At 65.6% G+C, this 26,723-nt stretch carries 25 protein-coding genes; 10 read left to right on the forward strand and 15 right to left on the reverse strand.

Annotation, left to right across the window (positions count from 1 at the left end; genetic code table 11):
- From ACN9MZ_RS28275 to infA, 6 genes are all read left to right on the forward strand, one after another.
- The gene (locus ACN9MZ_RS28275) at positions 1–1,329 is read left to right on the forward strand and encodes a D-tagatose-bisphosphate aldolase, class II, non-catalytic subunit (protein ID WP_426340104.1); all 1,329 of its coding nucleotides are present in this window, start codon (positions 1–3) and stop codon (positions 1,327–1,329) included.
- A 32-nt stretch (positions 1,330–1,361) separates the two neighbouring features.
- Entirely contained in the window at positions 1,362–2,129 is a 768-nt protein-coding gene (locus ACN9MZ_RS28280; RefSeq protein ID WP_426340105.1) for a DeoR family transcriptional regulator, read from the forward strand.
- A gap of 2 nt (positions 2,130–2,131) precedes the next feature.
- Complete coding sequence (locus tag ACN9MZ_RS28285; RefSeq protein ID WP_426340106.1) at positions 2,132–3,217, forward strand: N-acetylglucosamine-6-phosphate deacetylase; 1,086 nt, start codon at positions 2,132–2,134, stop codon at positions 3,215–3,217.
- 16 nt (positions 3,218–3,233) lie between these two features.
- Positions 3,234–5,081, forward strand: a complete 1,848-nt coding sequence (locus ACN9MZ_RS28290) for an MFS transporter (protein ID WP_426340107.1) — start codon at positions 3,234–3,236, stop codon at positions 5,079–5,081.
- A gap of 129 nt (positions 5,082–5,210) precedes the next feature.
- On the forward strand, positions 5,211–6,056 hold the full coding sequence (locus ACN9MZ_RS28295; RefSeq protein WP_426340108.1) for a TolB family protein: 846 nt from the start codon (positions 5,211–5,213) through the stop codon (positions 6,054–6,056).
- Between the two features lie 268 nt (positions 6,057–6,324).
- Positions 6,325–6,588, forward strand: a complete 264-nt coding sequence (infA, locus tag ACN9MZ_RS28300) for a translation initiation factor IF-1 (RefSeq protein ID WP_426340109.1) — start codon at positions 6,325–6,327, stop codon at positions 6,586–6,588.
- A gap of 1 nt (position 6,589) precedes the next feature.
- Here the strand turns inward: infA and ACN9MZ_RS28305 are convergent, their stop codons facing one another.
- The 10 genes from ACN9MZ_RS28305 to leuS form a co-directional block, all read right to left on the reverse strand.
- Positions 6,590–8,197: an SEL1-like repeat protein gene (locus tag ACN9MZ_RS28305; RefSeq protein WP_426340110.1), complete on the reverse strand. Its 1,608-nt coding sequence runs from the start codon at positions 8,195–8,197 to the stop codon at positions 6,590–6,592.
- Positions 8,198–8,203: 6 nt separating this feature from the next.
- The gene (locus tag ACN9MZ_RS28310) at positions 8,204–10,417 is read right to left on the reverse strand and encodes a putative bifunctional diguanylate cyclase/phosphodiesterase (RefSeq protein WP_426340111.1); all 2,214 of its coding nucleotides are present in this window, start codon (positions 10,415–10,417) and stop codon (positions 8,204–8,206) included.
- 7 nt (positions 10,418–10,424) lie between these two features.
- On the reverse strand, positions 10,425–12,587 hold the full coding sequence (locus ACN9MZ_RS28315) for an HDOD domain-containing protein (protein WP_426340112.1): 2,163 nt from the start codon (positions 12,585–12,587) through the stop codon (positions 10,425–10,427).
- A gap of 159 nt (positions 12,588–12,746) precedes the next feature.
- Positions 12,747–13,970: a multidrug effflux MFS transporter gene (locus tag ACN9MZ_RS28320; RefSeq protein ID WP_426342970.1), complete on the reverse strand. Its 1,224-nt coding sequence runs from the start codon at positions 13,968–13,970 to the stop codon at positions 12,747–12,749.
- A gap of 137 nt (positions 13,971–14,107) precedes the next feature.
- On the reverse strand, positions 14,108–15,298 hold the full coding sequence (locus tag ACN9MZ_RS28325; protein ID WP_426340113.1) for a THUMP domain-containing class I SAM-dependent RNA methyltransferase: 1,191 nt from the start codon (positions 15,296–15,298) through the stop codon (positions 14,108–14,110).
- Between the two features lie 129 nt (positions 15,299–15,427).
- A complete protein-coding gene (locus ACN9MZ_RS28330; RefSeq protein ID WP_426340114.1) occupies positions 15,428–15,844 on the reverse strand; it encodes a CopD family protein in 417 nt (138 codons plus the stop codon).
- A 2-nt stretch (positions 15,845–15,846) separates the two neighbouring features.
- Positions 15,847–17,118, reverse strand: coding sequence for a glutamate-5-semialdehyde dehydrogenase (locus tag ACN9MZ_RS28335; protein WP_426340115.1), 1,272 nt, complete (start codon positions 17,116–17,118; stop codon positions 15,847–15,849).
- A gap of 18 nt (positions 17,119–17,136) precedes the next feature.
- A complete protein-coding gene (holA, locus tag ACN9MZ_RS28340; protein ID WP_426336553.1) occupies positions 17,137–18,153 on the reverse strand; it encodes a DNA polymerase III subunit delta in 1,017 nt (338 codons plus the stop codon).
- Between the two features lie 9 nt (positions 18,154–18,162).
- Positions 18,163–18,804 carry an LPS assembly lipoprotein LptE gene (gene lptE / locus ACN9MZ_RS28345; protein WP_426165746.1) on the reverse strand — a complete coding sequence of 214 codons (642 nt, stop codon included), beginning with the start codon at positions 18,802–18,804 and terminating at the stop codon, positions 18,163–18,165.
- Between the two features lie 7 nt (positions 18,805–18,811).
- Positions 18,812–21,442, reverse strand: coding sequence for a leucine--tRNA ligase (gene leuS, locus ACN9MZ_RS28350; protein ID WP_426340116.1), 2,631 nt, complete (start codon positions 21,440–21,442; stop codon positions 18,812–18,814).
- A gap of 69 nt (positions 21,443–21,511) precedes the next feature.
- Here leuS and ACN9MZ_RS28355 point away from each other — a divergent pair, with 69 nt between their 5' ends.
- The 4 genes from ACN9MZ_RS28355 (at position 21,512) to map (ending at position 23,868) form a co-directional block, all read left to right on the forward strand.
- Entirely contained in the window at positions 21,512–22,339 is an 828-nt protein-coding gene (locus ACN9MZ_RS28355; protein WP_426340117.1) for an AraC family transcriptional regulator, read from the forward strand.
- A gap of 99 nt (positions 22,340–22,438) precedes the next feature.
- Positions 22,439–22,594: a hypothetical protein gene (locus tag ACN9MZ_RS28360; protein ID WP_426340118.1), complete on the forward strand. Its 156-nt coding sequence runs from the start codon at positions 22,439–22,441 to the stop codon at positions 22,592–22,594.
- A 101-nt stretch (positions 22,595–22,695) separates the two neighbouring features.
- Complete coding sequence (locus tag ACN9MZ_RS28365; protein WP_426340119.1) at positions 22,696–23,061, forward strand: VOC family protein; 366 nt, start codon at positions 22,696–22,698, stop codon at positions 23,059–23,061.
- 15 nt (positions 23,062–23,076) lie between these two features.
- Positions 23,077–23,868: a type I methionyl aminopeptidase gene (gene map, locus ACN9MZ_RS28370; protein WP_426340120.1), complete on the forward strand. Its 792-nt coding sequence runs from the start codon at positions 23,077–23,079 to the stop codon at positions 23,866–23,868.
- A 41-nt stretch (positions 23,869–23,909) separates the two neighbouring features.
- Here the strand turns inward: map and ACN9MZ_RS28375 are convergent, their stop codons facing one another.
- Genes ACN9MZ_RS28375 through ACN9MZ_RS28395 form a run of 5 tightly spaced genes read right to left on the reverse strand, consistent with a single transcriptional unit; the run spans position 23,910 to position 26,663 of the window.
- Positions 23,910–24,227: a barstar family protein gene (locus ACN9MZ_RS28375; protein ID WP_426340121.1), complete on the reverse strand. Its 318-nt coding sequence runs from the start codon at positions 24,225–24,227 to the stop codon at positions 23,910–23,912.
- Positions 24,227–24,649, reverse strand: a complete 423-nt coding sequence (locus ACN9MZ_RS28380; protein ID WP_426340122.1) for an ExbD/TolR family protein — start codon at positions 24,647–24,649, stop codon at positions 24,227–24,229. Before ACN9MZ_RS28380 ends, ACN9MZ_RS28375 begins: the two co-directional genes overlap by 1 nt.
- Positions 24,650–24,653: 4 nt before the next feature.
- Complete coding sequence (locus ACN9MZ_RS28385; protein ID WP_426319537.1) at positions 24,654–25,310, reverse strand: MotA/TolQ/ExbB proton channel family protein; 657 nt, start codon at positions 25,308–25,310, stop codon at positions 24,654–24,656.
- Entirely contained in the window at positions 25,310–26,119 is an 810-nt protein-coding gene (dapB, locus tag ACN9MZ_RS28390; RefSeq protein WP_426340123.1) for a 4-hydroxy-tetrahydrodipicolinate reductase, read from the reverse strand. The genes ACN9MZ_RS28385 and dapB overlap by 1 nt, the downstream gene beginning before the upstream one ends.
- A 16-nt stretch (positions 26,120–26,135) precedes the next feature.
- Complete coding sequence (locus tag ACN9MZ_RS28395) at positions 26,136–26,663, reverse strand: outer membrane protein assembly factor BamE (protein WP_426340124.1); 528 nt, start codon at positions 26,661–26,663, stop codon at positions 26,136–26,138.
- Positions 26,664–26,723 lie beyond the last annotated feature (60 nt).

The following is a 26,723-nucleotide window of genomic DNA, read 5'->3' on the forward strand; positions in this document are numbered from 1 at the left end:
ATGAACCAGCCTGCCCGGCTTTCCCCAGTCCTGCAAATCGTCGAGGCGCACCGCGCCGGCCAGGCCGTCGGCCTGTACAGCGTCTGCTGCAGCCACCCCGCCGTGCTGCGCGCCGCCATGCAGGTGGCCGCGCAATACGGCACGCCACTGCTGGTAGAAGCCACCTCCAACCAGGTAGACCAGTTCGGCGGCTACACCGGCATGAAGCCGGCGCAATTCCGCGATTATGTGCATCGCCTGGCGCAGGAGCAGGGCTTCCCGGCCGAACGCCTGGTACTGGGCGGCGACCACCTCGGCCCCAACGCCTGGCAGTCGCAGGACGCGGCCAGCGCCATGGCGCATGCCGACGTGCTGATCGACGCCTATGTGTCGGCCGGCTTCCACAAGATCCACCTCGATTGCAGCATGCGCTGCGCCGACGACGAGCCGGTGCTGAGCGACGAAACCGTGGCCGCCCGCGCGGTCCGCCTGGCCATCATCGCCGAGCAGTCGGCGGCCCGCGCCGGCCTGCCGCCACCGGTGTATGTGATCGGCACCGAAGTGCCTGTGCCGGGCGGCGAGGCATCGCTGGAACAGGCGCTTGCCGTCACCGCGCCGCAAGCGGCGCAGCGCACACTCGAGGTGCACCGCCGCGCCTTCGCCAAAGCCGGCCTCTACGCTGCATGGCAGCGCGTGATCGCCATGGTGGTGCAGCCGGGCGTCGATTTCGACCAGGCCAATGTGCAGCACTACGACGCGCTTGCGGCGGCCGGATTGTCCGCCTTCGCCGCCAGCCAGCCCGGCCTGGTGTTCGAAGCGCATTCCACCGACTACCAGCGCGAAGCGGGCCTGCACCAGATGGTGCGCGACCACTACGCCATCCTCAAGGTCGGCCCGGCCGCCACCTTCGCCCTGCGCGAAGGCTTGCTGGCGCTGTGCCTGATCGAAGAAGCCCTGCTGGGCAAGGAGCAGGCCTCGCGCCTGATGGACGTGCTGGACGAGGCCATGCTGGCCAAGCCGCAGCACTGGCAAAAACATTACCTGGGCAGCGCCGCGGAACAGCGCCTGATGCGCCGCTACGGCCTGTCCGACCGCTGCCGCTATTACTGGGGCGAACCGGCCGTGGCCGCCGCCGTCAGCCAGCTCCTGGCCAACCTGGCCGGCCGCAGCATCCCGCTGCCTTTGCTGAGCCAATACCTGCCGGAGCAATTGCCCGCCGTGCTGCAGGGAGAACTGGCGGCTGCGCCGCAAGCCCTGCTGGAACACAAGGTCGGCCGCGTGCTGGCGCAATATGCGCGCGCCTGCAGCGCCAACGCCGCTGCCGGGCCCGTGGCTGCTGCCATCTGTTAAGCTCGACGTTTTGACAGCCAGCGACAAAAGACATGCGAAATACCAGCCAACGCCGCGAAACCATCCTGCAGGCGATCGTACAACATGGTTCGGTCCAGGTCACCGACCTGGTGGACAAGCTAGGCGTCTCCGCCGTCACCATCCGCAGCGACCTCAGTGTGCTCGAATCCCAGGGCCTGGTGCAGCGCAGCCACGGCGGCGCCCTGCTGGCGCGCACGCCGCCGACCGAGCACACCATCCGCCAGAAGGATTCGCTGAACCAGGCGCAGAAAGAGCAAATCGGCCTGCTGGCCGCCCGCATGGTGCAGCCGGGCGATAACGTGATCATCGACTCCGGCACCACCACCATCTCGCTGGCGCGCCAGCTGCGCGACGCCAGCGACGTGACGGTGCTGACCAATGGCCTGAACATCGCGTGGGAGCTGGCCGACGCGCCGGGCGTGGACCTGATCCTGACCGGCGGCCGCCTGCGCAAGCAATCGCTGTCGCTGCAGGGCGCCCAGGCCGAAGCCTGCCTGTCGGCCTACAACTTCGACAAGCTGTTCCTCGGCGTCGACGGCTTCGACCTGCAGTTCGGCATCACCACCCACCACGAAGCGGAAGCAAACCTGAACCACAAGATGGTGGAGCGCGCCAAGAAAGTCATCGTGCTGACCGACGCTTCCAAGTTCGGCCGCGTCTCGCTGCACCGCATCGTGCAACTGGACCGCGTGCACACCGTCATCACCGACGCCAGCATCAGCGCCGAATACCGCGATGGCCTGGAAAAGCGCGGCATTGAAGTGATCGTCGCGGAGTGAAGATGCTGCAAGGTCGCATCCTCACTCCCGACGGCTGGATCAACGGCAGCATCGCTTTCGGCCAGCGCATCGCCAGCATCACCGAAGGGCCGTCCGGCGCCGGCCTGACCATCCTCCCCGGCTTTGTCGACCTGCACGTGCACGGCGCCTCCGGCGTCGACATCATGGAAGGCGGCGATGCCGGCAGCGTGGTAGCGCGCAGCCACGCGCGGCACGGCACCACCGCGCTGCTCGGCACCACCCTGACCGCCAGGGAGGATTCGATTCGCCACGCCCTGCAAGGCCTGGCCGGCGTCATCGCGCAGCGCCCGCAGCACGGCGCGCGCATGCTGGGCGTGCACCTGGAAGGCCCGTTCCTGAACCGCCGCCGCCTCGGCGCCCAGCCGCCCGACGTGGTGACCGGCAGCCGCGCCCTGGTGGAGAGCTACCACGCCATCGCACCGATCCGCGTGCTGACCATGGCGCCCGAAGTGACGGGCCACCTGGAACTGATTCCGCACCTGAAGAACATGGGCATCCGCGTCCAGATCGGCCACAGCGCCGGCAGCTACGACGACGGCGTGGCTGCCATGCGCGCCGGCGCCGCCGGCTTCACCCACCTGTTCAACGGCATGACCGGCATGAGCCACAAGGAGCCGGGCATGGTGGACGTGGCCATGGCGCATGCGGAATATGCCGAGATCATCCCCGACCTGCTGCACGTGCATCCGGGCGCCATGCGCGCCGCGCTGCGCGCCATTCCGCGCCTGTACGGCGTGACCGACGCCACCTCCGCCACCGGCATGCCGGACGGCGAATACGCGCTCGGCACCCAGCGCGTGTTCAAGTGCATGGGCTGCGTGCGCCTTGCCACCGGTTCGCTGGCCGGCTCGGTGCTGACCATGGACCAGGCCTTGCGCAACTTCGTCAGCCTGGGCATGGACGTGGCGCAAGCTTCGCAGCGCCTGTCGCTCTTCCCTGCCGATTACCTGGGCGAGTCGCAGCGCGGCCGCCTGGCGCCGGGGGCCTGGGCCGACATCGTCGTGCTGGACCAGTCATTACACCCCGTGGCCGTCTTCGTTGAAGGCGAGGCCATCCCACTCTCATAACACTACAGGAGATCCAATGCAGGCCTTATCCATGCGCTATTTACTGTTTATCGCCGGGATGGGCGGCCTGCTTTACGGGATCGATGTCGGCATCATTGCCGGCGCCCTGCCTTACCTTGAGTCGACCGCCTCGGTCGCGTGGAAGCTGAGCGCCCAGCAACTGAGCTTCATCGTTGCTGCGGTGCTGCTCGGTTCCGTGCTGTCTTCGCTGTTCGCCGGCGCCATTGCCGACGCCATCGGACGCCGCTGGGCGATGGTGCTGGCCGGCGCCCTGTTCACCATCAGCATTCCCCTGATCGCGCTGTCGGACGGCTATACCCCGCTGTTGCTGGGGCGCCTGCTGCAAGGGATCAGCGGCGGCTTGATCGGCGTAGTCGTGCCTTTGTACCTGGCCGAATGCCTGCGCGCCGAGCAGCGCGGCCGCGGCGCCGCCCTGTTCCAGCTCCTGCTCACCATCGGCCTGGTGGCGGCAGCCGTGATCGGCCTGGTGCAGGCGCAACATGTCGAAGGCGCGACGCAAGCCGCGCAAGCCTTGGCGGAAACCGCGCGTGCCGCCGCAGTTTTCGACGCCAAGGATCACGCCTGGCGCAGCATCTTCTGGATGTGCCTGGCACCGGGCCTGGTATTCACTTTCGGCAGCGCCTTGCTGGCTGAATCGCCGCGCTGGCTGGTGCAGCGCGGCCGCAGCGAACAAGCCCGCGCCGCCCTGCTGCGCACCCGTGCCGCCGCCGAAGCCGATGCCGAACTGCGCGATATGCAAGCTGCCGCCGGCATGTCCGCGCATGGCGCCGCTGCCGGCGAGCCCACCGAAGGCGACATCGCCGCAGCGCGCGGCGTGGTTGCCGGCCGTGGCGGTGCCGTTGCCACGGCCGCCGACGATCGCCTGCTGAGCCGCCGCTACGTGCTGCCTTTCCTGCTGGCCTGCCTGGTGCTGGCCTGCACGCAGGCGACCGGCATCAATTCCGTGCTGGCCTACGTCGTCAACATCCTGAACCAGGCCGGCCTGCCCGGCGCCACCGCCAACATGGCCGATGTTGGCCTCAAGCTGCTGAACGCCATCATGACCGTGGTGGCCGTGCTGCTGGTCGACCGCAAGGGCCGCAAATTCCTGCTGATGCTGGGCAGCGGCGGCATCGTGATCGCCCTGCTGGCCGCTGGCCTGCTGTTCCGCAGTGCGGAGAGCGAGCGGCGCGACGTCAGCGCCATCGTGGCAGCGCAGGCCAAGGGCGATACCCTGTCGCTGCGCCTCGACACACGGACCCTGAAGGCGCTTGGCGCCCAGCCTGGCGCCGATGCGGCGCCGCAGATGCTTACCGTGTCCTACTCCTATGGCCCGTTCACCAACGTGCAGACGCGCCGCAGTGACGACCCTGCACTGGCGCCAATGGTGCTGTCGCGCGACGACACCGTGCAGCCGGACAGCGTGATCGGCGCCGTCTTCCGCCGCCTGCACCTGAATCCCTTCGCCGACCCGGCGGAAGGGCGCAGCGCGCCGCTGAAAATAGAGCAGGCGCAGATCGGCGCCCTGCCTTCGGCGACGCACGGCTGGCAAGTAACGCTGGCGATCTGCCTGTTCGTGGCCAGCTTCGCCGTCGGCCCCGGCGTCTGCGTCTGGCTCGCGCTATCGGAGCTGATGCCAACCCGCATCCGCTCCAACGGCATGAGTATCGCGCTGCTGGTCAACCAGTTCGTCTCCACTACCATTGCGGCTGTGTTCCTGCCGACTGTTGGCCGGCATGGCTACGCGGCGATGTTCTTCTTCTGGGCTGGATGCACGGTGGTGTACTTCCTGGCCGCCGCCTTCCTGCTGCCGGAGACCAAGGGCAAGACGCTGGAAGAGATCGAAGCGCATTTCGCGCGGTGAAAGGCGTTGCACGCTTGGGGCAATTGCGTCACCATGGCGTTGCACTTGAGCCCCCGGCGCTGTCGCTGTCCGGGTCACGCCGCTGTTGCGGTCGCACGGCGGCAAACCTGCTATCCTGATGTCACATTGATGAATATTTCCGCCCTGCTGCTGGCCGCTGCGATTGCCGCTTCGCCCAGTGATGGCATGTTCGAACCAGGCCTGGTGTCAGACAACGGCGTATTCGGCTTCACGCTGTCGCCCGATGGCCAGCACGCGCTGTGGGTGCAATCAGGCGGCGCCCGAACCAGGCTGGTGATCGTGGAATCGCACAAGGTCGATGGCAAGTGGCAGAAGCCAGCACCGGTGCCGTTCTCCGCCACCGATGGCTCGCGCGACATCGATCCGGCCTTTGCACCCGACGGCAAGTCGATCATCTTCCAGTCCAACCGCCCGGTGCCGGACAAGCCTGCCCGCAAAGGCTTCGACATCTATTCGGTGGCGCTGCAGGACGGCCGCTGGGGGCCGCTGGTCCATCTCGGCCACGACATCAACAGCGATGAATCCGAATCGTCAGGCTCGATTGCCGCCGACGGCACCATCTACTTCATGAAGAATGGCGCCGAAGGCAAATCGGACCTGTGGCGCTCGCGCCGCGTCGAAGGCAGATACGTCGCGCCAGAGCGCATGCCCGAACCGGTCAACAGCGGTCCATGGCGCGAATCGAATCCCTACGTCGCAGCCGACCAGAGCTACCTGCTGTACTTCTCCGACATGCCCGGTGGCGCCGGCGACGTCGACCTGTACATCAGCTTCAACGGCAAGGACGGCTGGAGCACACCGAAGAATATCGGCGCCCCGTTTAACACCGCCCAGGCCGAATTCACGCCCTGGGTGCACGGCAAGCGCCTCTACCTCGCGCGCCAGGCCAAGGACGGCGAGCGTTTCATCGAAAACATCTACAGCTACCCGTTCGACCCTTCCCGCTATCGCTGAGCGGGCCGGCAATCAAATAATTTGTGCAGCGCACAAAACCTGTGTTATACTGCGCTCCGCGGTGAAGTACTCGAGAGCTTCACCCTGTAGCACCAAACATTGGTCACAGGCCGGCACCTTGCAGATAGCATTGGCTGACCGCTTCGCACCGTGCAGATAGCATGGGCTGTAGCAGCGATTGAAACATTGGCATTACATTGAAACGAAGCCCGCCACAACGCGGGCTTTTTTTTCGCACCTCGTCCGCCCGATCGCAAAGGAAAGCACCATGGCAAAAGAAGAACTCATCGAAATGAACGGCGTCGTCACCGAAATCCTGCCGGAACAACGCTTCCGCGTGGACCTGGACAATGGCCACAAGCTGATTGCCTACACCGGCGGGCGCATGAAGAAGAACTTCATCCGTATCATCGCTGGCGACAAGGTAACGCTGGAGTTGTCGCCATATGACCTGAACAAAGGCCGCATCGTCTTCCGTCACATCGAGCAACGCGGCACCTCCGGCCCAAGGCCGCAACAGCGTCGCCGCTAATTTACGCTGAAAGGAGTTGGGGCGCGGCGTGCAATGCGCTTAGCTGGTGTGGTGCGAGGCGGGCGGCAGCGCTGGCGAGGTGGCGCGCGGCGGCTGGCTGGCCGTTGCGTTCGGCCAGCGACAGCCAGCGCCAGGCTTGCTCGGCATCGGCTTGCGTGCCCTGGCCGGCCAGGAACATCAGGCCGGCATTGAGCTGGGCGCGGCCGTGGCCCTGGCGCGCGGCAACCAGGTACCAGGACAGCGCTTGCGTGAAGTCGCGCGGCAGGCCCTGGCCGTTGTCGTAGCGCAGGCCAAGCGTGAAACAGGCCAGCGTGTGGCCTTGCCCGGCGGCCTTGCGGTACCAGGCATTCGCCTGCGCCAGGTCGGGCGCCGGACCGTCGTCGCGGTCGTGGACTTGGCCCAGCATGAATTGCGCGGCCACGTAATCCTGTTCGGCGGCGCGGCGGAACCAGGCCAGCGCCTTGCGCGCGTCCTGCGGCACGCCCTGCCCCGTTTCATGGCGCAGTCCGAGGTCGAACTGCGCGCGCAGGTGGCCCTGGTCGGCGGCCTTGCGGTACCAGAAGATGGCCTCCTGCTGGTCACGCGGCACGCCGTGGCCTTGTTCGTACAGCTGCGCAAGATGGTATTGCGCGGCAGGATGGCCGGCTTCGGCTGCCTTGCGGTACCAGTGCGCGGCTGCGCGCTGGTCCTGCGCCACGCCCTGGCCGTGCTGGTAGCGCTGGCCCAGGTTGTTCTGCGCGCCGGCGTGCCCCAGTTCTGCGGCGCGGCGGTACCACTTCAGCGCCAGCGCTTCGTCGCGCGGCACGCCGTTGCCGTTGTCGTAGATCAGGCCCAGGTTGAACTGCGAACTGACATGGTCCTGCTGCGCCGCTAAGGTGTACCACTTGATGGCGCGCGTGACGTCGGCCGCCACGTCCTGTCCCTTGTCGTAGCGTAGCGCGAGGTTGAACTGGGCGGCGGCGTAGCCTTGTTCGGCGGCCTTGCGGAACCAGCCCAGCGCCTGCTTGCCGTCCTGCGCCACGCCCTGCCCGTTGTCGTAGCGCAGGCCGAGGTTGAACTGGGCGCGGGCGTAGCCCTGGTCGGCGGCCTTGCGGTACCACATGATCGCTTGCGCGAAGTCCTGCGGCACGCCGCGGCCGCTGTCGTACATCATGCCGAGGTTGTTCTGCGCGCCGGGATCGCCCTGGTCGGCGGCCTTGGCGAACCAGTAGCGCGCCTTCTCGGTGTCGTGCGGCACGCCCTGGCCCTTGGCGTACAGCCAGCCCAGGTTGTACTGCGCGGCCGCGTAGCCCTGCTCGGCGGCCAGCTGGTACCAGTGCGCTGCCTCGGCGAAATCGGCGTCCACGCCCTGCCCCTTCTGGAACATCACGCCCAGGTTGTATTGCGCGTGCTCCAGGCCTGCGTTGGCGGCCTGGCGGTACCAGGCCAGCGCCAGCTCGTGGCTTTGCGCCACGCCCTGGCCGTTGAAGTACATGAAACCCAGGCTATGCTGGGCATTGGCCACGCCGCGTTCGGCCAGCTGGCGCACGCGCAGGAATTCGGCGACGTAATGCGCTTCGCTTGCCGGCGCGCCGGCGCCTCCTGCTTCAGTCGTTGCGGGGCGCTGCATGGATGCCTAGCCCTGGCTCGCCAGGCGCAAGCCGGCCGGCAGGGCGATGGCGGGAGCGTCGGCCTGGTTCTGCGCCGCCAGCACTTCCATGAAGGCCGTCAGCGCGATCGGGCGGTAATACAGGTAGCCCTGCATGGTGGCGCAGCCGTTGGCGGCCAGGTAGCGCGCCTGCACTTCGGTCTCCACGCCTTCGGCCACCAGGTGCAGGCCCAGGCCGCGCGCGATCGAGATGATGGCCAGGATCACCGGGTAGTGCCCGTGCTCGTCGTGGATCTCCTTGACGAAGCTCTGGTCGATCTTGATGGTGTGGATCGGGAAGCGGTGCAGGTAGGACAGCGAGGAGTAGCCGGTGCCGAAATCGTCGATGGCCACCGATACGCCGAGCTGGCACAGCTTGTTCAACTGCTCGATGGCGTATTGCGGGTTGCGGATGCAGATGTTCTCGGTGATCTCCACTTCGATCTGCGAGGGCGAGATCTGGTAGCGCACCAGCGCATTGCGCATCTTCTCGAAGAAGTCGCCGCGATCGAGGTATTGCGGCGACAGGTTCAGCGACAGGCGGATATTGTCGGCGCCGGCCGCGTTCCACAGCAGCAGGTCGCGGCACAGGGCGCCGATCATCCAGTCCGAGATCGGCAGCATCAGGCCGTTTTCTTCGGCAAACGGCAGGAACTCGCCGGCCGACAGCAGGCCGCGCGTCGGGTGGTTCCAGCGCATCAGGCCTTCGGCGCCGATGATGCGGCCGCTGGCCATGTCGACCTGCGGCTGGTAATACATTTCCAGCTCGTTATTCTCGAGCGCCTTGCGCAGCGACTGCTCCAGCGCGATCTTCTGGTGCGACATGTCCTGCATCGAGGCGTGATAGAAGCTGTGGCCGTTCTTGCCCTGCGCCTTGACCTGGTACATGGCGATGTCGGCGTGGCGCAGCAGCTCTTCGATCGAATCGCCGTCGTTCGGGTAGACCGCGATGCCGATCGAGGCCGAGATGTGCACCACGTGGCCATCGAGGTCGAACGGCGCCTGCAGCACTTCCTGGAACTTGTCGGCAATGGCCCTGGCGTCGGCGCGGTCGCGCAGCTCGGGCAGCACGATGGTGAATTCGTCGCCGCTGTGGCGCGCCAGCGTGTCGCCCTTGCGCAGGCATTCCTTCAGGCGCCGCGCTGCCTGCTGCAGCAGTTCGTCGCCTTTCACGTGGCCCAGCGTGTCGTTGACCAGCTTGAAGCGGTCAAGGTCGATGAACATCACTGCCAGCTCGGTGAGCTTGCGCTTGGCCTGGATCACGGCCAGGCCCAGGCGGTCCTTGAACAGGATGCGGTTGGGCAGGTCGGTCAGGATGTCGTGGTAGGCCTGGTAGGAGATCATCTCCTCGGCCCGCTTGCGGTCGGTGATGTCGCGCGCCACGCCGTAGGTGCCGAAGAACTCGTGCCGCGCCACTTCCTCGCCCGGCACGTGCATGCCGATCGCATTGAGCGAAATCGTCATCAAGGTATTGCTGAACGTGCGGTCGCCGGCGGCGCTGTTGTTGCACTTCAGGCGCAGCTCGACGTTGCGCGAGGCGCGTTCGTCGACGCGGCGCTCGTTGAACACGTAGCGGGCGCGCTCCTGGTCTTCCTCGTGCACCAGCACCGAGTAGTGGCTGCCGATCAGCTCTTCGCGCGAGTAGCCCAGCAACTGGTAGGCGCGGTCGTTGACGAAGGTGAAGCAGCCCTCGTGGTTCAGGGTGTAGATGATGTCGGGTGAGCTGTCCACCAGGTAGCGGTACATTTTTTCCGAGTTTTCCAGGCGCTGGCCGATGCGCGTGTTCTCCACCGCCAGACGGCGCTTTTGCAGCGCGTTCTCCACCGTCTTGAGCAGCTCGGGCGGGTTGTACGGCTTGCGCAGGTAGTCGTATGCGCCGCGCTTGAGGGCGCCGATGGCGGCCTCGATGCCGGCTTCGCCGCTCATGACAATCACGTCGCAGTCGATCTCGCGCGCGTTCACGAAGTCCATGATGTCATGGCCGCTCATGTCGGGCAGGCGCAGGTCCAGCAGCAGCAGGTCGAATTGCTGGCGGCTCAGGTGGGCCAGCGCTTCGGCGCCATTGCTGGCGGTCACCAGCTGGTAGCTGTCCTGCACCCGCAGCAGCTCGTACAGGGAAGACAGCAGGCGCGGTTCGTCGTCGACCAGCAGCAGGCGTGGCTGGAATTCCGGTGCCGGGGGCGTCGGGATCATCGTGTTCATGCGGGCCTTATACGGAATCCACCGCGCCGCGCGCCTGCACCGGAGCGAGCTGGCTGGCGCTGCCGCGGACCGGCAGCAGGAGTTCAAACGAGGTGCCGTTGGCGCCGCTGCGGCAACTGATCATGCCGTTCATCTTCTTGACCAGGTTGTGCACGATGGACAGGCCCAGGCCGTGATGCTTGCCTTCCTTGCTGCTCTTCACGGCGGTAAACAGGTTGGCCAGCACGTCCTGCGCCAGGCCCGGGCCGGCGTCGGCCACCACCAGCTCGACGTACAGCCGGCGTTCGCGGTTGACCAGGCCGCGGTTGGCCAGCTCGATGCGGCCGCCGCCCGGCTGGGCCTCGATCGCGTTCTTGACCAGGTTGACCAGGATCTGCTTGAGCAGGTCGGCGTCGCCGTCGACTTCCTGCGGGCCGTCCTGCATGCGCGTGATCACCTGCACCGAGGCGGGCAGGAAGTCGGTGGCGCGGAACAGGCGCAGCACGTCTTCCACCACGCGCGCCACATTGGTGACGCAGCCGCCATCGGATGGCTGCAGGTCGGCCAGGCCGTTGATCAGGTGGCCGACGCGGTCGATCTCCTCGTTCAGGATCGACATCTCGGACACCACCGGCTCGCGCCGCGCCAGCTTGGCGTCCAGCACCGACAGGTAGTTCTTGATGATCGACAGCGGGTTGTTCACCTCGTGCACCACGCGCCGCGACGCTTCGCGGTATTCCTCGGCCACGTGCGCCACCTGGCGGCGGACGTGGCCGCGCTCGGACAGGGCGGTTTCCAGCGCATTGGCCGCCTGGCTGCCGAAGGCTTGCAGGAAGCGCCCCTTCTTTTGCAGCAGCGGCAGCTGCCAGGCCGGCAGGCCGCCGACGATCATGCCCAGGCAGCGCTGGCCAGCTACCAGCGGCAGGCACACCAGCGCTTCGCTGCCGATGATGCGGAACAGCTGTTCTTCCGCGATGCCCAGGCCGGCGCCGGCGCCGCTGCCAAGCCGGGCGGCAAACGCCAGCTGGCGCTGGTTGGCGGCATCGGACAGCAAGCCAGGCTTGTTGAGCGGCACGGCAAATTCGGCCAGGCGCTGCTGCGCCTCGCCGCTGCCGGCGCCCTGCAGCGCGTGCCCGGTCGGGCTTTCCAGCAGCATCACCGTGGTTTCCAGGTCAAACAGGATGCGCGCCGAGCGCGTCATCGCGTCCAGCATGCCCGCCTCGCCGTGCTGGCGCGCGAAGCTCTGGCCCATTTCCTGCACCAGCACCATGTTGCGCACTTCTTCCGACAGGCGCGCCTGCACCGGGTCGACCGGCGCGGGCGGCGCGGCGGACGGCGCCGGCACGTCGTCGGCGCCGTCCAGGTCGATGCCCAGCGCTTCGGCGGCGCGCGCCACTTGCCGCGCGGCCGACTTGACGAAGGCGTCCAGCTTGTCTTCCTCAATGCCGCACAGGGCGGCCGCGTCGGCGGCGCCCTGCGGCGCGTCGCCGTGGTAGCACAGCTGGTGCGCCAGGCGCACGATGCGGATCAGGGGATGCGCCGCTTCCAGGCGCATCACCGGCTCGTGGTGGTACAGCACGGAATCGGCCAGGAAGGAGTCGAGGTGCCAGCGCTCGATCAGCCAGGCGCCGGCTTCGGCGTGGGTGATTTCCAGGGTGCGCAGTTCCACCGCGCACAAGTCCTCGTCATCGCGCGCGGTGAAGTTGTAGGCGTATTCCTTGGGCGCGGTGGCCAGCAGTGCCAGGCGGCCCACGTTGTGCAGCAGGCCGGCCAGGTAGGCTTCCTCCACGTGCGGGTAGTCGAGCGCGCGCGCGATATCGCGCGCGATGACGGCCGTGGTCAGCGAGCCTTTCCAGAAGGCGCGCAAGTCGGTGCTGCCGCTGTGCGGGAAACTGTTGAAGGTCTGGAACACCGATTCGGAGATCACCAGCGTCTTGATGGTGTCGGTGCCCAGCGCGACCAGGGCCTGCTCCAGGCCCACCGTGCGGTGGTGGCGCTGGTAGGCCGAGCTGTTGGCCACGGCCAGGATCTTGCTGGCCATCCCCGCATCCTTGGCGATCAGCGCGGCCAGCTCCGGCATGCCGGCATCATCGGCTTGCAGGAGCTCAATCAGCTTGATCAGGATCTGCGGCATGGCGGGTAGCCGCGCGATCAGCAAACGATTGCGGATGTCTTGGTCGGGATGTTGCATGGGGTCTTAGCGGCTGTATTCCGGCTTGCAATCCACTACGCAAATTGGCATAAATATACTATAACTTAGCAGCAATACAAATTTCTGAGGGCAATAAAATGCATTTGTGTAGAAAGAACTACACTCTTGGTAGTCATTTACTTTGCACCAACATTATTTTCAAATAGGCACTATCTTGCGCCGGAGTGCGCGCGCCGTCAACCACAGCCCGAGCGCCGTCAGCGTCAGCGCCAGCTGGCCGCCGGCCAGCCACAGGAAGGAATGCGAGGCCAGCGGCGCCAGCACGCCGGCCACCAGCGCCCCCAGCAGGGTGGTAGCGAACGATTGCACCGAGGCCACCGTGCCGCGGATGTGGGGGAACAGGTCGAGCGCCAGCAGGGTGGCGGCCGGCGCCGCCATCGACATGCCAAAGGTGTAGAAGAACAGCGGCAGCACGCTCCACGGCAGCGCCGGCCCGGCCAGCAGGTGGTAGCCGACGTTGACCGTGGCGGCCGTGATCAGGAAGCAAAAGCCAATGCCGATCTGGCGCGCGAAGCTGGTCTTGCCGGCGATACGGTTGGCCGCCAGCGCGCCGAGGAAGATGCCCGAAACGGCCGGCACGAACAGCCAGGCGAACTGCTCCGGGCCCAGGTGCAGGTGGGCCGGCAGCGCCACCGGTGCGGCCGTGATGTACAGGAACAGGCCGGCAAAGTTGAACGCCACCACTCCGGTCTTCAAATGGAATAGCGGCGAGGCCAGGATGGACGTGTAGTTGCGCCACAGGTAGCGCGGGTTGAAAGGCTGCCGCTTGTCGCGCGGCAGGGTGTCGGGCAGGCGCCGGTAGCAGACGATGAACAGCAGCACCGTGTAGCCGGCCAGCGCCAGGAAGATGGTGCGCCAGTCCGAATACTTGACGATGAGCCCGCCCAGCACCGGCGCCACGGCCGGTGCGATGGAGAAGATCATGGTCACCAGCGACAGCAGGCGCGCGGCGGCGGCATCGGCGTACAGGTCGCGGATGATGGCGCGGCCGACCACCACGCCGGCGCCGGCCGACACGCCCTGCAGCACGCGGAAGAACCACAGGTACTGCACCGAGTGGGCGGCGGCGCAGCCCACGGTGCCGAGCAGGAAGGCCACCAGCGACACCAGGATCACGTTGCGGCGGCCGAACGCGTCCGACAGCGCGCCATGCCACAGCACCATGCCGGCAAAGGCCAGCATGTAGGCCGTCAGCGATTGCTGGACTTCGATCGGCGTCGCATGCAGCGTGGCCTGGATGTTGGGGAAGGCGGGAAGATAGGCGTCAATCGAGAAGGGTCCCAGCATCGACAGGCTGGCCAGCACCGCGGCCAATGCGCTCGGCCCCAGCGGCTTTCGCTGCGGCGCCTCCGGCTCGGGAATAAAAGAAGTTTCGTCGGGCGGCGGCGTATGCAAGGGGTCAGGTCTGTCAAACGGACATATTGCGGCCCGGGACTCGGGCTGCCAAGCCCCACACTGTACCCGCAAAATGTTTGTTTGTCAGACCTGACCCCGACTTTTTACTCGCTAGCCGGCTTGCGGTTGAAGCCTGCCACCATGTCGAAGCGGAACAGGCGGCATTCCAGCGCGCCGTTGAAGAACGGCGTCTTGCGCGATTCTTTCAGGCGCAGCATCTTCGGCAGGCCCAGGTCGGCGGTGAACAGGTAGGCGGTCCAGCCGGAGAAGCGCTGCTTCAGGGTGGTGGAAAACGCGCTGTAGAAGCTTTTCGCCAGCTCGTCTTCCTCCAGGCTGGCGTCGCCGCGCACGCCGATCCGCTCGCCGTACGGCGGGTTGGTCAGCAGGATGCCTGGCGCCGCCGTCGGCGCCTGCACCTGCTGCGCTTCGATCTGCTTGAGCGGCACTTCGAACAGGATGCCTGCGCTCTTCAGGTTGTGGCGCGCCATCGCCACCATGTCGCCGGAAATATCGGAGCCGAAAATGGTCGGCTCGGCCGGCAGCGGGTTGGGCTTGAAGTCGGCCTTCATCTTCTGCCACGGTTCGGGGTCGAAGTCGTGGAATTTCTCGAAGGCGAAGCGGCGCCGCGCGCCGGGCGGGATGCCTTGCACCATCTGCGCGGCTTCGCACAGGATGGTGCCGGAGCCGCACATCGGGTCGAACAGCGGCACGCCCGGCTTCCAGCCGGACACGCGCAGCAGGCCGGCGGCCAGGTTTTCGCGCAGCGGGGCGTCGCCCGTTTCGCTGCGCCAGCCGCGCTTGAACAGCGCTTCGCCGGAAGTGTCGAGGTAGACCATGAACTGGCGCTGGTCGAGGAAGCCGAAGATGCGCATGTCGGGTTCGCGCGTGTTGACCGAGGGGCGCTTGCCGTACATGTCGCGGAAGCGGTCGCAGACGGCGTCCTTGATCTTCAGCGTGGTGAATTCCAGCGACTTCAGTGGCGACTTGATGGCGGTGACGTCGACGCGGATGGTGTGGTGGATGCCAAACCATTCTTCCCACGGCTGGCCCAGCACCAGGTCGTAGATGTCGTTTTCGTTCTGGTAGTGGCACACGCCCATGCGCATCAGCACGCGCGAGGCGATGCGCGAATGCAGGTTGATGCGGTAGGCGTCGTACAGGTCGCCGGAGGCGTGCACGCCGCCGGGGACCTGGTTGTGGACCTTCATGGTCGGGCTCATGGCCGCGATTTCGGTCAGTTCTTCCGCCAGGGCGGATTCCAGGCCACGCGGGCATGGGCAGAAATAAGATGGCATTTGGGGGACCCTTTATCCGTTGTAAAAATCAAAACCGGTAGTTCTGGGTCAGACCCAAGGGTCTGACCCTGGCCTGCGGCGGCCGCGCATTCGGGTCTGACCCTTGGGTCTGACCCGGGTTTGCCGGGTTTAGAAAGGCTTGACGACCACCAGGATGACAATCGCCAGGAGCATCAGCACAGGCACTTCATTGAACCACCGGTAAAACACATGGCCGCGCACATTGGCGCCGCGTTCAAACTTCTTCAGCAGCGAGCCGCAGGCGTGGTGGTAGCCCAGCAGCAGGAACACGAAGAACAGCTTGGCATGCAGCCAGCCCGGCATCGTGGCGCCATATTGCAGCACCACCAGCCAGATGCCGAACACCACCGCCGGCAGCGCCAGCATGGTGGTAAAGCGGTACAGCTTGCGCGCCATCGTCAGCAGGCGTTCGGTCGTCGGGCCCGGCGTTTCCATCGCCAGGTTGACGAAAATCCGCGGCAGGTAGAACAGCCCGGACATCCAGGACACGATGAAGACGATATGCAGCGCTTTGATCCAGAGCATATTTATTTTCTAGTTTCGCCGTGGCCGAACACCACGTATTTGAGGGAGGTCAGGCCTTCCAGCCCGACCGGGCCGCGGGCGTGCAGCTTGTCGTTGGAGATGCCGATCTCGGCGCCCAGGCCGTATTCGAAGCCGTCGGCAAAGCGCGTCGAGGCGTTGATCATCACCGACGAGGAATCGACTTCGCGCAGGAAGCGCATCGCGGCCGAGTAATCCTCGGTGACGATGGCTTCGGTGTGCTTGGACGACCAGGTGTTGCAGTGCTCGATGGCGGCGTCCAGCCCGTCCACCACGCGCACCGCCAGGATCGGCGCCAGGTATTCGGTGGCCCAGTCTTCTTCGGTAGCGTGCGCCAGGTGCGGGTAGCCGGCAGCGGCCAGGATGGCGTAGCTTTCCGCGTCGGCGCGCAGCTCGACCTGCTCGGTGGCGTAGCGCGCAGCCAGCTGCGGCAGCACCTCGGCGGCGATGGCGCGCGCCACCAGCAGCGTTTCCATGGTGTTGCAGGTGCCGTAGCGGTGGCACTTGGCGTTGAAACCGATGTCGAGCGCCTTGGCCATGTCGGCCTTGGCGTCGATGTAGACGTGGCAGATGCCGTCCAGGTGCTTGATCATCGGCACCGTGGCTTCTTCCATCAGGCGCGCGATCAGGCCCTTGCCGCCGCGCGGCACGATCACGTCGACGTACTGCGGCATGGTGATCAGCGCGCCGACGGCGGCGCGGTCGGTGGTGTCGACCACCTGCACGCCGTCAGTCGGCAAGCCGGCGCCCTGCAGGCCTTCGGCGACCAGCTTGGCCAGGGCGCGGTTGCAGTGGATCGCTTCCGAGCCGCCGCGCAGGATGGTGGCGTTGCCGCTCTTGATGCACAGGCCGGCCGCGTCCACCGTCACATTGGGGCGCGCTTCGTAGATGATGCCGATTACGCCCAGCGGCACGCGCATCTGTCCCACCTGGATGCCGGACGGACGGATTTTCACGTTCGAAATTTCGCCCACCGGGTCCGGCAGCGAAACGATCTGGCGCAGGCCTTCCACCATGGTGGCAATGGCCTTGTCGCTCAGCGCCAGGCGGTCCAGCATGGCCGGCGCCAGGCCGGCGGCGCGCGCGGCGGCCAGGTCCTGCTCGTTGGCGGCGCGCAGGGCCGGGGCTTCGCGCTCGATGGCTTCGGCGATCAGTGCCAAAGCACGGTTGCGGGTGGCGCTGTCGGCGCGCGCCATGCCGCGCGATGCGGCGCGGGCGCGCTGGCCGATGTCTTGCATGTACTGCTTGATGTCCATCGCATTCATCCTAATTCGTTATCCTCTGGCGACGCGCAAAGCCAATTGCAGCATGGCGTCCCACTGGTCGCCGGCGAACGCCTTGGCGCGCAGGCCCTTGACCATGCGATCGACCTGTGCGGCCTGCTGCATCGCCGCCTCCAGGGTGGGCAGCGAGATGCGGCGCAGCGCCGGCTCCATCAGCCGCTCGCGCGGGCCCCAGATGCGGTATTCCTTCAGGAGCGCCGGCAGCGGACGGCCCTGGGCCATGCCTGCCTTTAATTTTAGCAGCGTGCGGATTTCTTCGGAGACGGCCCACAACACCAGCGGCAGCGCTTCGCCTTCGCCTTTCAGGCCTTCCAGCATGCGGATCAGGCGCGCGGTGTCGCCTGACAGCATGGCTTCGGACAGCTTGAACACGTCGTAGCGCGCCACATTGAGCACGGCGTCCTGCACCTGCTCGTGGGCCAGCTTGCCCGGCTCGTGCAGCAAGCCGAGTTTCTGGATTTCCTGGTGTGCCGCCAGCAGGTTGCCTTCGACGCGGTCGGCGATGAAGTCCAGGCTGGCGCGCTCCGCGCTCTGCCCTTGTGCGGCAAGGCGGTTCGCAATCCATCCCGGCAGCGCATTGCGCTCGATGTTCGGGATGTCGATGTACACGGCGGCCTGCTGCAAGGCCGCCACCCACGCCGCCTTCTGCGTCTGCCAGTCCAGCTTGGGCAGGGTGATCAGCGTGAGGTTGTCGGGGGACAGGTCTTTCGCGTAAGCCTGCAGGGCGGCGCCGCCGTCCTTGCCCGGCTTGCCGGTCGGGATGCGCAGCTCGATCAGCTTCTTGTCGCCAAACAGGCTCATGGCCTGGTTGGCGGCCAACAGTTCGCCCCACTTGAAATTGCGCTCGACGGTCAGCACATCGCGCTCGGAATAGCCTTGCGCGCGCGCGGCACGGCGGATCTTGTCGGCCGCCTCCAGCGCCAGCAAGTGCTCGTCGCTGGTGATCACGTACAGCGGGGCCAGCGTCCGGGCGACGTGCTGGTCGAGGGCGTCGGCGCGCAACTGCATGGCGCGCCTTTAACGGACCGGCGGCGCGGCCGGCGCGGTAGGCGCAGTGACGTCAGGCGCCGACAGCACGCCTGGCAGCACGCCGGACGGGGTGGGCGCCGGCGCCGGGCTACCGAGCTTGATGGCGGCCATGCGGCGCATCATCTGCTGCACCAGGTCGGCCTGCATGTCCTTGTACAGCAAGGCTTCTTCCTGCTCTTTCGCCAGCAGCTGGGTTTCGCTGAAGGTGATCGGACGGCCCAGCACGATATTGGTCGGCGCCAGCAGTTCGTTGCCGGCCTTGTCGGTCACGCGGAACAGGATGTTATAGCTGAGCAGGTATTCGCGCACGCGGCCATTGCTGTTCAAGGACAGGATCGACTTGGTGCGGGTTTTTTCCGGGTTGGTCAGCACTTCGATCACGCCGTCCGCTTCGGCCTTGCTCGACACCACGGTGGTGTGGCCGTTGACGCGGATATTGCGCTTGAGTTCAATCGCCAGCGGCGACGACTCCGGCAAGCCCACGTACATGGCGTTGAACGGCAGCGTGTACGTGCCGCCGGCGCCGCGCAGGTGGAAGCCGCAGCCGGTGGCCACGGCAGCCATGCCCAGCGCGGCCAGCGCCAGCATGGAGCGGCGCAGCGCGCCGCGGGAGTTCAGAGTCGTCGTCATCTTTGCCTTACACCACGATATTGACCAATTTGCCCGGTACCACGATGACCTTCTTCGGCGCGCCTTCCAGGAATTTCTGCACGCTTTCCTCGGCCAGCGCCGCCGCTTCGATGGCGGCCTTGTCGGCGGCCTTCGGCACTTTCACCGAGCCGCGCAGCTTGCCGTTCACCTGGATCATCAGCTCGATCTCGGACTGCTCCAGCGCGGCCGGGTCGACCTGCGGCCAGGCCGCGTCGAGGATGTCGCCGTGGTTTTGACCATAGCCCATTTCCTGCCACAGCACGTGGGTGACGTGCGGTGCCACGGGATTCAGCAGGCGCAGGAAGATCGCATAGCCTTCGGCCAGCACGGCCGGCTCGACGCCCTTGGCCGATTCCAGGGTATTCAGCATCTTCATGCAGGCCGACACCACGGTGTTGTACTGGATGCGCTTGATGTCGTAGTCGGCCTGCTGCAGCACCTTGTGCACTTCGCGGCGCAGCGCCTTGCCGTCGTCGGTGGCGGCAACGGCGGCCAGCGGCGAACCGGCGGCGCGGATCGCGTCGCGCTGGGCGAAGCCGAAGTTCCACACGCGCTTCAGGTAGCGGTTGGCGCCTTCCACCCCGGAGCCGGACCATTCCAGCGTCTGCTCAGGCGGCGAAGCGAACATGGTGAACAGGCGCGCGGTGTCGGCGCCGTACTGCTCGATCTGCACCTGCGGGTCGATGCCGTTGTTCTTGGACTTGGACATCTTCTCGATGCCGCCCAGGATGACCGGCTGGCCGTCTGCCTTCAGCACGGCCGATACAGGGCGGCCGCGGTCGTCGGTGGTCAAGGTCACGTCGTCCGGATTGAACCAGTGCTTCTTGCCGGAGGCTTCTTCGCGGTAGTAGGTCTCGTTCAGCACCATGCCTTGCGTCAGCAGGTTGGTGAACGGCTCGTCGAACTTGACCAGGCCGAAGTCGCGCATCACCTTGGTCCAGAAGCGTGCGTACAGCAGGTGCAGCACGGCGTGCTCGATGCCGCCGATGTACTGGTCCATCGGCATCCAGTAGTCGTTGCGCGCGTCGATCATCGCCTTGTCGGAACCCGGCGAGGTATAGCGCATGTAGTACCAGCACGAGTCGACGAAGGTGTCCATGGTGTCGGTCTCGCGGCGTGCAGGCTTGCCGCATTTCGGGCAGTCGCACTTGAGGAAGGCTTCATGCTTGTTCAGCGGGTTCCCGGTTCCGTCCGGCACGCAGTCTTCCGGCAGCACCACTGGCAGGTCCTTTTCAGGCACCGGCACCGAGCCGCAGGAATCGCAGTGGATCATCGGGATCGGAGTGCCCCAGTAGCGCTGGCGCGAAATGCCCCAGTCGCGCAGGCGGAAGGTGGTCTTCTTCTCGCCCAGGCCCTTGGCGGCCAGGTCGGCGGCGATGGCTTCCAGCGCTTCGCTGTAGCGCAGGCCGTCGTACTTGCCGGAATTGGTGACCACGGAGACGGCCTTGTCGCCGTACCATTCCTGCCAGGCGTCGTCGGAATACGACTGGCCTTCGGCGGCGATCACCTGCTTGATTGGCAGATTGTATTTTTTGGCGAAGGCGAAATCGCGCTCGTCATGCGCCGGCACGCCCATCACGGCGCCGTCGCCATAGGTCATCAGGACGTAGTTGCCGATCCAGACTTCCACTTGCTCGCCGGTGATCGGGTGGGTCACGAACAGGCCGGTCGGCATGCCCTTTTTCTCCATCGTCGCCATGTCGGCTTCGATCACAGAGCCCATCTTGCATTCGGCGATGAAGGCCTGCAGTTCCGGATGGTTCTGTGCGGCGTGGGCGGCCAGCGGGTGCTCGGCGGCCACGGCGCAGAAGGTGACGCCCATGATGGTGTCAGGGCGGGTGGTGAACACGAACAGCTTGCCTTCGTTGATCAACTGGCCGTCCGCGCCGGCGATGTTGTGCGGGAAGGCGAAGCGCACGCCGGTCGACTTGCCGATCCAGTTCGACTGCATGATGCGCACGCGCTCAGGCCAGCCTGGCAGCTTGTTGTCGACGTAGTCCAGCAGCTCGTCGGCGTAGTCGGTGATGCGCACGTAGTACATCGGGATCTCGCGCTTTTCGATCAGCGCGCCCGAACGCCAGCCCTTGCCGTCGACCACCTGCTCGTTGGCCAGCACGGTCTGGTCGACCGGGTCCCAGTTCACGGTGCCGGTCTTCTGGTAGATGATGCCTTTTTCCAGCATCTTCAGGAACATCCACTGGTTCCACTTGTAATATTCCGGCTTGCAGGCGGCCATTTCGCGCGACCAGTCGATCGCCAGGCCCATCGACTGCATCTGCTCTTTCATGTGGTCGATGTTGGAGTAGGTCCACTTGGCCGGCGGCACGTTGTTGGCCATCGCCGCATTTTCGGCCGGCATGCCGAAGGCGTCCCAGCCCATCGGCATCAGCACGTTGTAGCCGTTCATCCGCAGGTAGCGGTACATCACGTCATTGATCGTATAGTTGCGCACGTGGCCCATATGCAGCTTGCCCGATGGGTAAGGCAGCATCGAGCAAGCGTAATACTTGCCTTTCGGGAAACGTGGGTCGTTTTCGACGGCTTTGTAGGCGTCGATCGCCTTCCAGTGCGATTGGGCGGCTTTTTCGACTTCTGCTGGACTATATTTTTCTTGCATGATGGAGCGCACTAAAATTGGTGGATATGAACCCTTCATTATAACAATGCATTGGTGCGGCGCGTCAGAATGAGATATCAGGAATTTCCGCCCCCGCCGGGGCTGGCCAGGCTGGTGGACTGCCTGTGGCTGTCCGAAGCCCCCGCCGCGCCTGCCGGCCCGGCGCTTTTGCCCGTCTCGCATCGCGTTTTGCCGGACAATTGCACCGATATCCTGTGGCAGGACAGCGGCGCGGCTTTCTTTGTCGGCATGATGAGCACCTGGTTCGATGTGCCGGCTGCGCGCCGGGTACGCACGGTAGCGGTGCGCTTCCGGCCAGGCGCGGCCAGCCTGTTCGTCGGGTCGGTGCCGCTGGCGAGCCTCATCGACCAGCGCGCCGGCCTGGACCAGCTTTGGGGCCACTCGGCGGCCGACCGGCTCGGCGACAAGCTTTGGTCGGTTGCTCGCAGTGACGCGGAACGCCTGGCGCTGCTGACGGAAGCGCTCTACGCCCGCCTGTCGCTTGCCCCGGCCGGGGCGCGCGCCGCCAGCGCCCTCGCCTCGCGCGTGGCAGCTGCCGCGCCAGCCGGCCAGTCGCTCGCCCTGCATGCCGTGGCGCAGCTTGAAGCCAGCGGCGGGGCCCTACGCGTCGAATCACTGGCGGCAGCGCTGGGCGTTTCGCGCCAATACCTCGCCAAGCAGTTCCGCGAGCATGTCGGCCTGTCGCCCAAGCTCTTCGCCCGTATCTGCCGCTTCCAGGCCGCCCGCGCTGCCGCCCTTGCGGCCGAGCCTGGAAGCCATGGCCACGACTGGGCTACCCTGGCCTTCGACAGCGGCTACTTCGACCAATCCCACCTGATCCGCGATTTCCAGGACTTCACCGGCGCCTCGCCCGACGTCCATTTGGGCGACCGGTGAGCCTTCTCGCTCTGTCGCGAGAACCTTAGATTTTCGGGCTAAATTGGCCTGACCAAAGTGAGATTTCGGTAGATTTTTCCGGAACTTTCGGCGTTTCGCTTGTCTAAAGTTTCGCGCTTAGGCTCAACGCGCCGCGCATGGGATGCCATTTACATCCAGATGCCCGGCTCACGCGAATGGCCCCTGGCCCTGCGCCTGCGCTACGCGCAAGAAGCCGAAGCGCGCCGCGCTGCCTATCGTGCGGCAAAAGCGTAGAAAGAACTGGTCGACAAGCCCGGCTAGTTTCCATTTTTCCAATCGCGGCGGCGGCCGGCATGGCAAGATGCGGCCATTACCTATCACGAGAGGAGAACACGATGATCCAAGGCCTGCGCACCGCGATTTACCCCACCCCCGACCTGGCAGCCGGCAAAGCTTGGTACAGCAAGGTATTCCAGAAGGAGCCCTACTTCGACCAGCCCTTCTACGTCGGCTTTGAAATCGGCGGCTTCGAGCTGGGCCTGCTACCGGACGGCGAACCCGGCAAGGCCGGCAGCCAGGTCTACTGGGGCGTGGCAGACATCGCCAAAGAAGTCGAGCGCATCCTCGCACTGGGAGCAAGCACTCACTCTGGAATCCAGGAAGTGGGCGAAGGCATCAAGGTAGCCGAGCTGGCCGACCCGTTCGGCAACGTTCTCGGCCTGATTGAAAACCCGCATTTCGACAGGGCCAAGGTCGCGTGATACCATGCACCCCCTATGCGCAAACGCAATAACAAATCCATCCTGATCAAGACGCCCGACCAGGTCGAACTGGCCCGCGTGGCCGGCCAGCTGGCGGCCGACGTGCTGACCTTCATCGCACCGCACGTCAAGCCGGGCGTCTCCACCGCCCAGCTGGACCAGCTGTGCAACGACTACATCGTCAACACCCAGAAAGTCATTCCTGCCAACGTCGGCTACGGCGGCTTTACCGGCACCGTCTGCACCTCGGTCAACGAGGTGGTATGCCACGGCATCCCGACCCCGAAGAAAGTGCTGAAGGATGGCGACATCATCAACATCGACGTGGCCGTCATCAAGGACGAATGGTTCGGCGACACCAGCCGCATGTACTACGTCGGCACGCCGTCGAAAGCGGCCCAGAAGCTGTGCGAAGTAACGTATGACGCGATGTGGGCCGGCATCCGCGCGGTCAAGCCGGGCAACCGCCTGGGCGACGTCGGGCACGCGATCCAGAAGCTGGCCGAAGCGGCCGGCTACAGCGTGGTGCGCGATTATTGCGGGCATGGGATTGGCATGGTGTACCACGAAGACCCGCAGGTGCTGCATTACGGCCGCCCGGGCACCGGCCTGCTGCTGGAGCCGGGCATGGTGTTTACCATCGAGCCGATGATCAATGCAGGCAAGCACGCCACGCGCGCGCTGCCGGACGGCTGGACGGTTGTCACGGCCGACAGGTCGCTGTCGGCGCAGTGGGAGCATATGGTGGCGGTGACTGAAACGGGATTTGATGTGTTGACTCTCGCGCCCGGTGAGCAAACCCGGTAAACCTGGGTCTGCCCCTTGGGTCAGACCCTGAATTACCGGGTTTAGCGCAAAGTCAGCTTCAACGCCGGCTTCTCACCATAATCCTCATAGCGCTCATTGATCCCGCCGACGCAGTAGCTGATCTCTTCCAGCAAATCACCCGGCATCTTCTTCGCATCGGTAATGACAATCTCCAGCACTTCATTGGGCTTGAGCCGGAAGCGCGTCATATTGTCCTCATCGCGCAGGTAGGACAGGCAATCCACCCAGGCGTCAATAGTCGCGCCATACCCCGACGGGAACCCAAGTTCCGCCTGGCAGGCAGCATGAAAAGCCGCTTCGTCGCCGATCGCGCCGCCGTTTAAAGTTGCAATAGCCATTATTTCTTTTCCTTCGGATCGGTGACGAAACCAAGACGGGTCAGGCCATGCGACTGCGCCGCCGCCATCACCTGCGCCACCACTTCATAGCGGGTATCCTTGTCCGCGCGCAGCTGCAACTCCGGCTGCTGCGGCAAGCCCGCCGCCTCGGCCAGGCGCTCCCCAAGCTCGCCCGGCTGCAAGGCATCGTTATTCCAGTAAACCGTGCCGGCGGCATCGATGGCCAGGGTCACGGTATCGGCCTCCTGCTGCAGCGCCTTGGCCTGCGCCTTGGGCAGTTCCAGCTGAACCGCATTGGTAAACATCGGCGCGCTGATGATGAAGATCACCAGCAGCACCAGCATCACGTCCACCATCGGCGTGACGTTGATGTCCGCCATGGATTCCTTCTGCCGGTGATGGTTGAAGGAGCCGAATGCCATCAGTTCAATCCCTGGCCAGGTAAGCGTGCAAGTCGTGCGCGAAGGCGTCGAGCTCGGACAGCGTGATGCGGTTGATGCGGTTAAAGCCGTTATACGCCAGCACCGCCGGAATCGCCACGGTCAGCCCGACACCGGTCATGATCAGCGCCTCGCCCACCGGTCCGGCCACCTTGTCGATCTGCACCGTGCCCTGCGCCGACACCGCGGCCAGCGCGTGGTAGATGCCCCACACGGTACCCAGCAAGCCGACAAACGGCGCGGTCGATGCGATCGACGCCAGCAAGGTCAGGCCCGACTCCAGCCGCGTGGTCGAGACATGGATCGCATCGCGCAGCACGCGCGTCACCTGTTCCGAGCGCCCCATTTCGGCGGCGATGCTGCCGCCCTTGGCGTGCGCCAGCTGGTGCGCCCCGGCCTGCGCCACGGCGGCGAAGATACGCTCCTGGTCGCGCGCTGCCATCAGCGCCACGCCATCGGCCACCGAGGGCGCGTCCCAGAATGCCTGCACCACAGGCGCCGCGCGCCGGATGCGCCACGAAGCCCAGCCCTTCCACAGGATGAAGAACCATGAGGCCAGCGACATCGCCAGCAGCAGGTAGGCCACGGCATGGCTGATCGCATCGCCGCGCTGCCAGTAGCTGGCAAAGGTAAAGTGCTCCATCAGCCGTTCAGGCCCAGCACGTCGTACATATCGTACAAGCCGGTCTTCTTGTCGGCCAGCCATTGCGCTGCGCGCAGCGAGCCGTTGGCGTAATGCTGGCGCGAAGAGGACTTGTGGCTGATTTCGATGCGTTCGCCCTCGGTGGCAAACATCACGGTATGGTCGCCGATGATGTCGCCGCCGCGCACGGTGGCGAAGCCGATCGAGGACGGATCGCGCGGGCCGGTCACGCCTTCGCGCGCGAACACGCCGCACTCCTTCAGATCGCGCCCCAGCGCACCGGCAATCACCTCGCCCATCTTCAGCGCGGTGCCGGACGGCGCATCGACCTTGTGGCGGTGGTGCGCCTCGATGATCTCGATGTCGTAGCCCAGGTCGAACTGTTTGGCGGCGAACTCCAGCAGCTTCAGCGTCACGTTGACGCCCACGCTCATGTTCGGCGCGAACACGATCGCGGTCTTTTGCGCCGCAGCCGCAATGGCCGCCTTGCCCGCTTCATCGAAGCCGGTGGTGCCGATCACCATCTTCACGCCATGCTCGGCGCAGTAGGCCAGGTGGGCCAGGGTGCCTTCCGGGCGGGTGAAGTCGATCAGCACGTCGGCGCCGGCCAGGCCGGCGGCCAGGTCGGCGGTGATGGCCACGCCGGCCGGCTGGCCGGTAAAGGCAGCGGCGTCGCTGCCCAGGGCCGGCGCGCCTTCGCGGTCCAGCGCGCCGGACAGGCGTGCCTCGGGCGCCTTCTGCACCGCCTCGATCAACATATGGCCCATGCGGCCGCTGGCGCCGGCGATGGCGATATTCAGTTGCGTCATCTTGCTGTTTCCTCGGTTATTGCCTGGTGCCCGATTCCTGGCCGCCCGGCAGCGGCGCCTTGCCCGGCGCCAGGTTGCCCTTGGCATCCTCGGACTTCTTGAATTCCTTGATCGGGCCGGCGATGCGTGCGATGTATTCCTGTTCGGTCGGCAGGTCGCCGCCCTCGAAGCTGACCACTTTGTCATCCTGGTCGAAGAACACCACCACCGTGCTGGTGGTCAGCTCGCCATTGCCCTTGGCCAGGCGGAACGGGTAGTCCCAGCGCTTGCCGTGGAAGGCATCGGCCATCAGCGGTGTGCCGAGAAGGAACTTGACCTGGTCCTTCGTCATGCCGTTCTTGAGCTGGGCCAGCATCTCCTTCGACACGAAATTGCCCTGCTGGATATCGGGGCGGTAAGGCGAGAAGAACCACAGGAATTTCTGCGTCTTGGTGATCTGGGTGGTCTGGGCCCCCTGCGAGGCTTCCACCGGGGCCACGGTGGCTGGCTTGCTGGCGCAGGCAGCCAACAGGGCGGCAGCCAGCAGCGGAGTGCTACGTTGCAACAAAGACAGCGGGGTCAAACGCATATTATGCATACCTCAATTCCGTGAGCAGAAGTGCCT

Source organism: Pseudoduganella sp. S-14 (assembly GCF_049913285.1).
Taxonomy (GTDB): Bacteria; Pseudomonadota; Gammaproteobacteria; order Burkholderiales; family Burkholderiaceae_D; genus Rugamonas.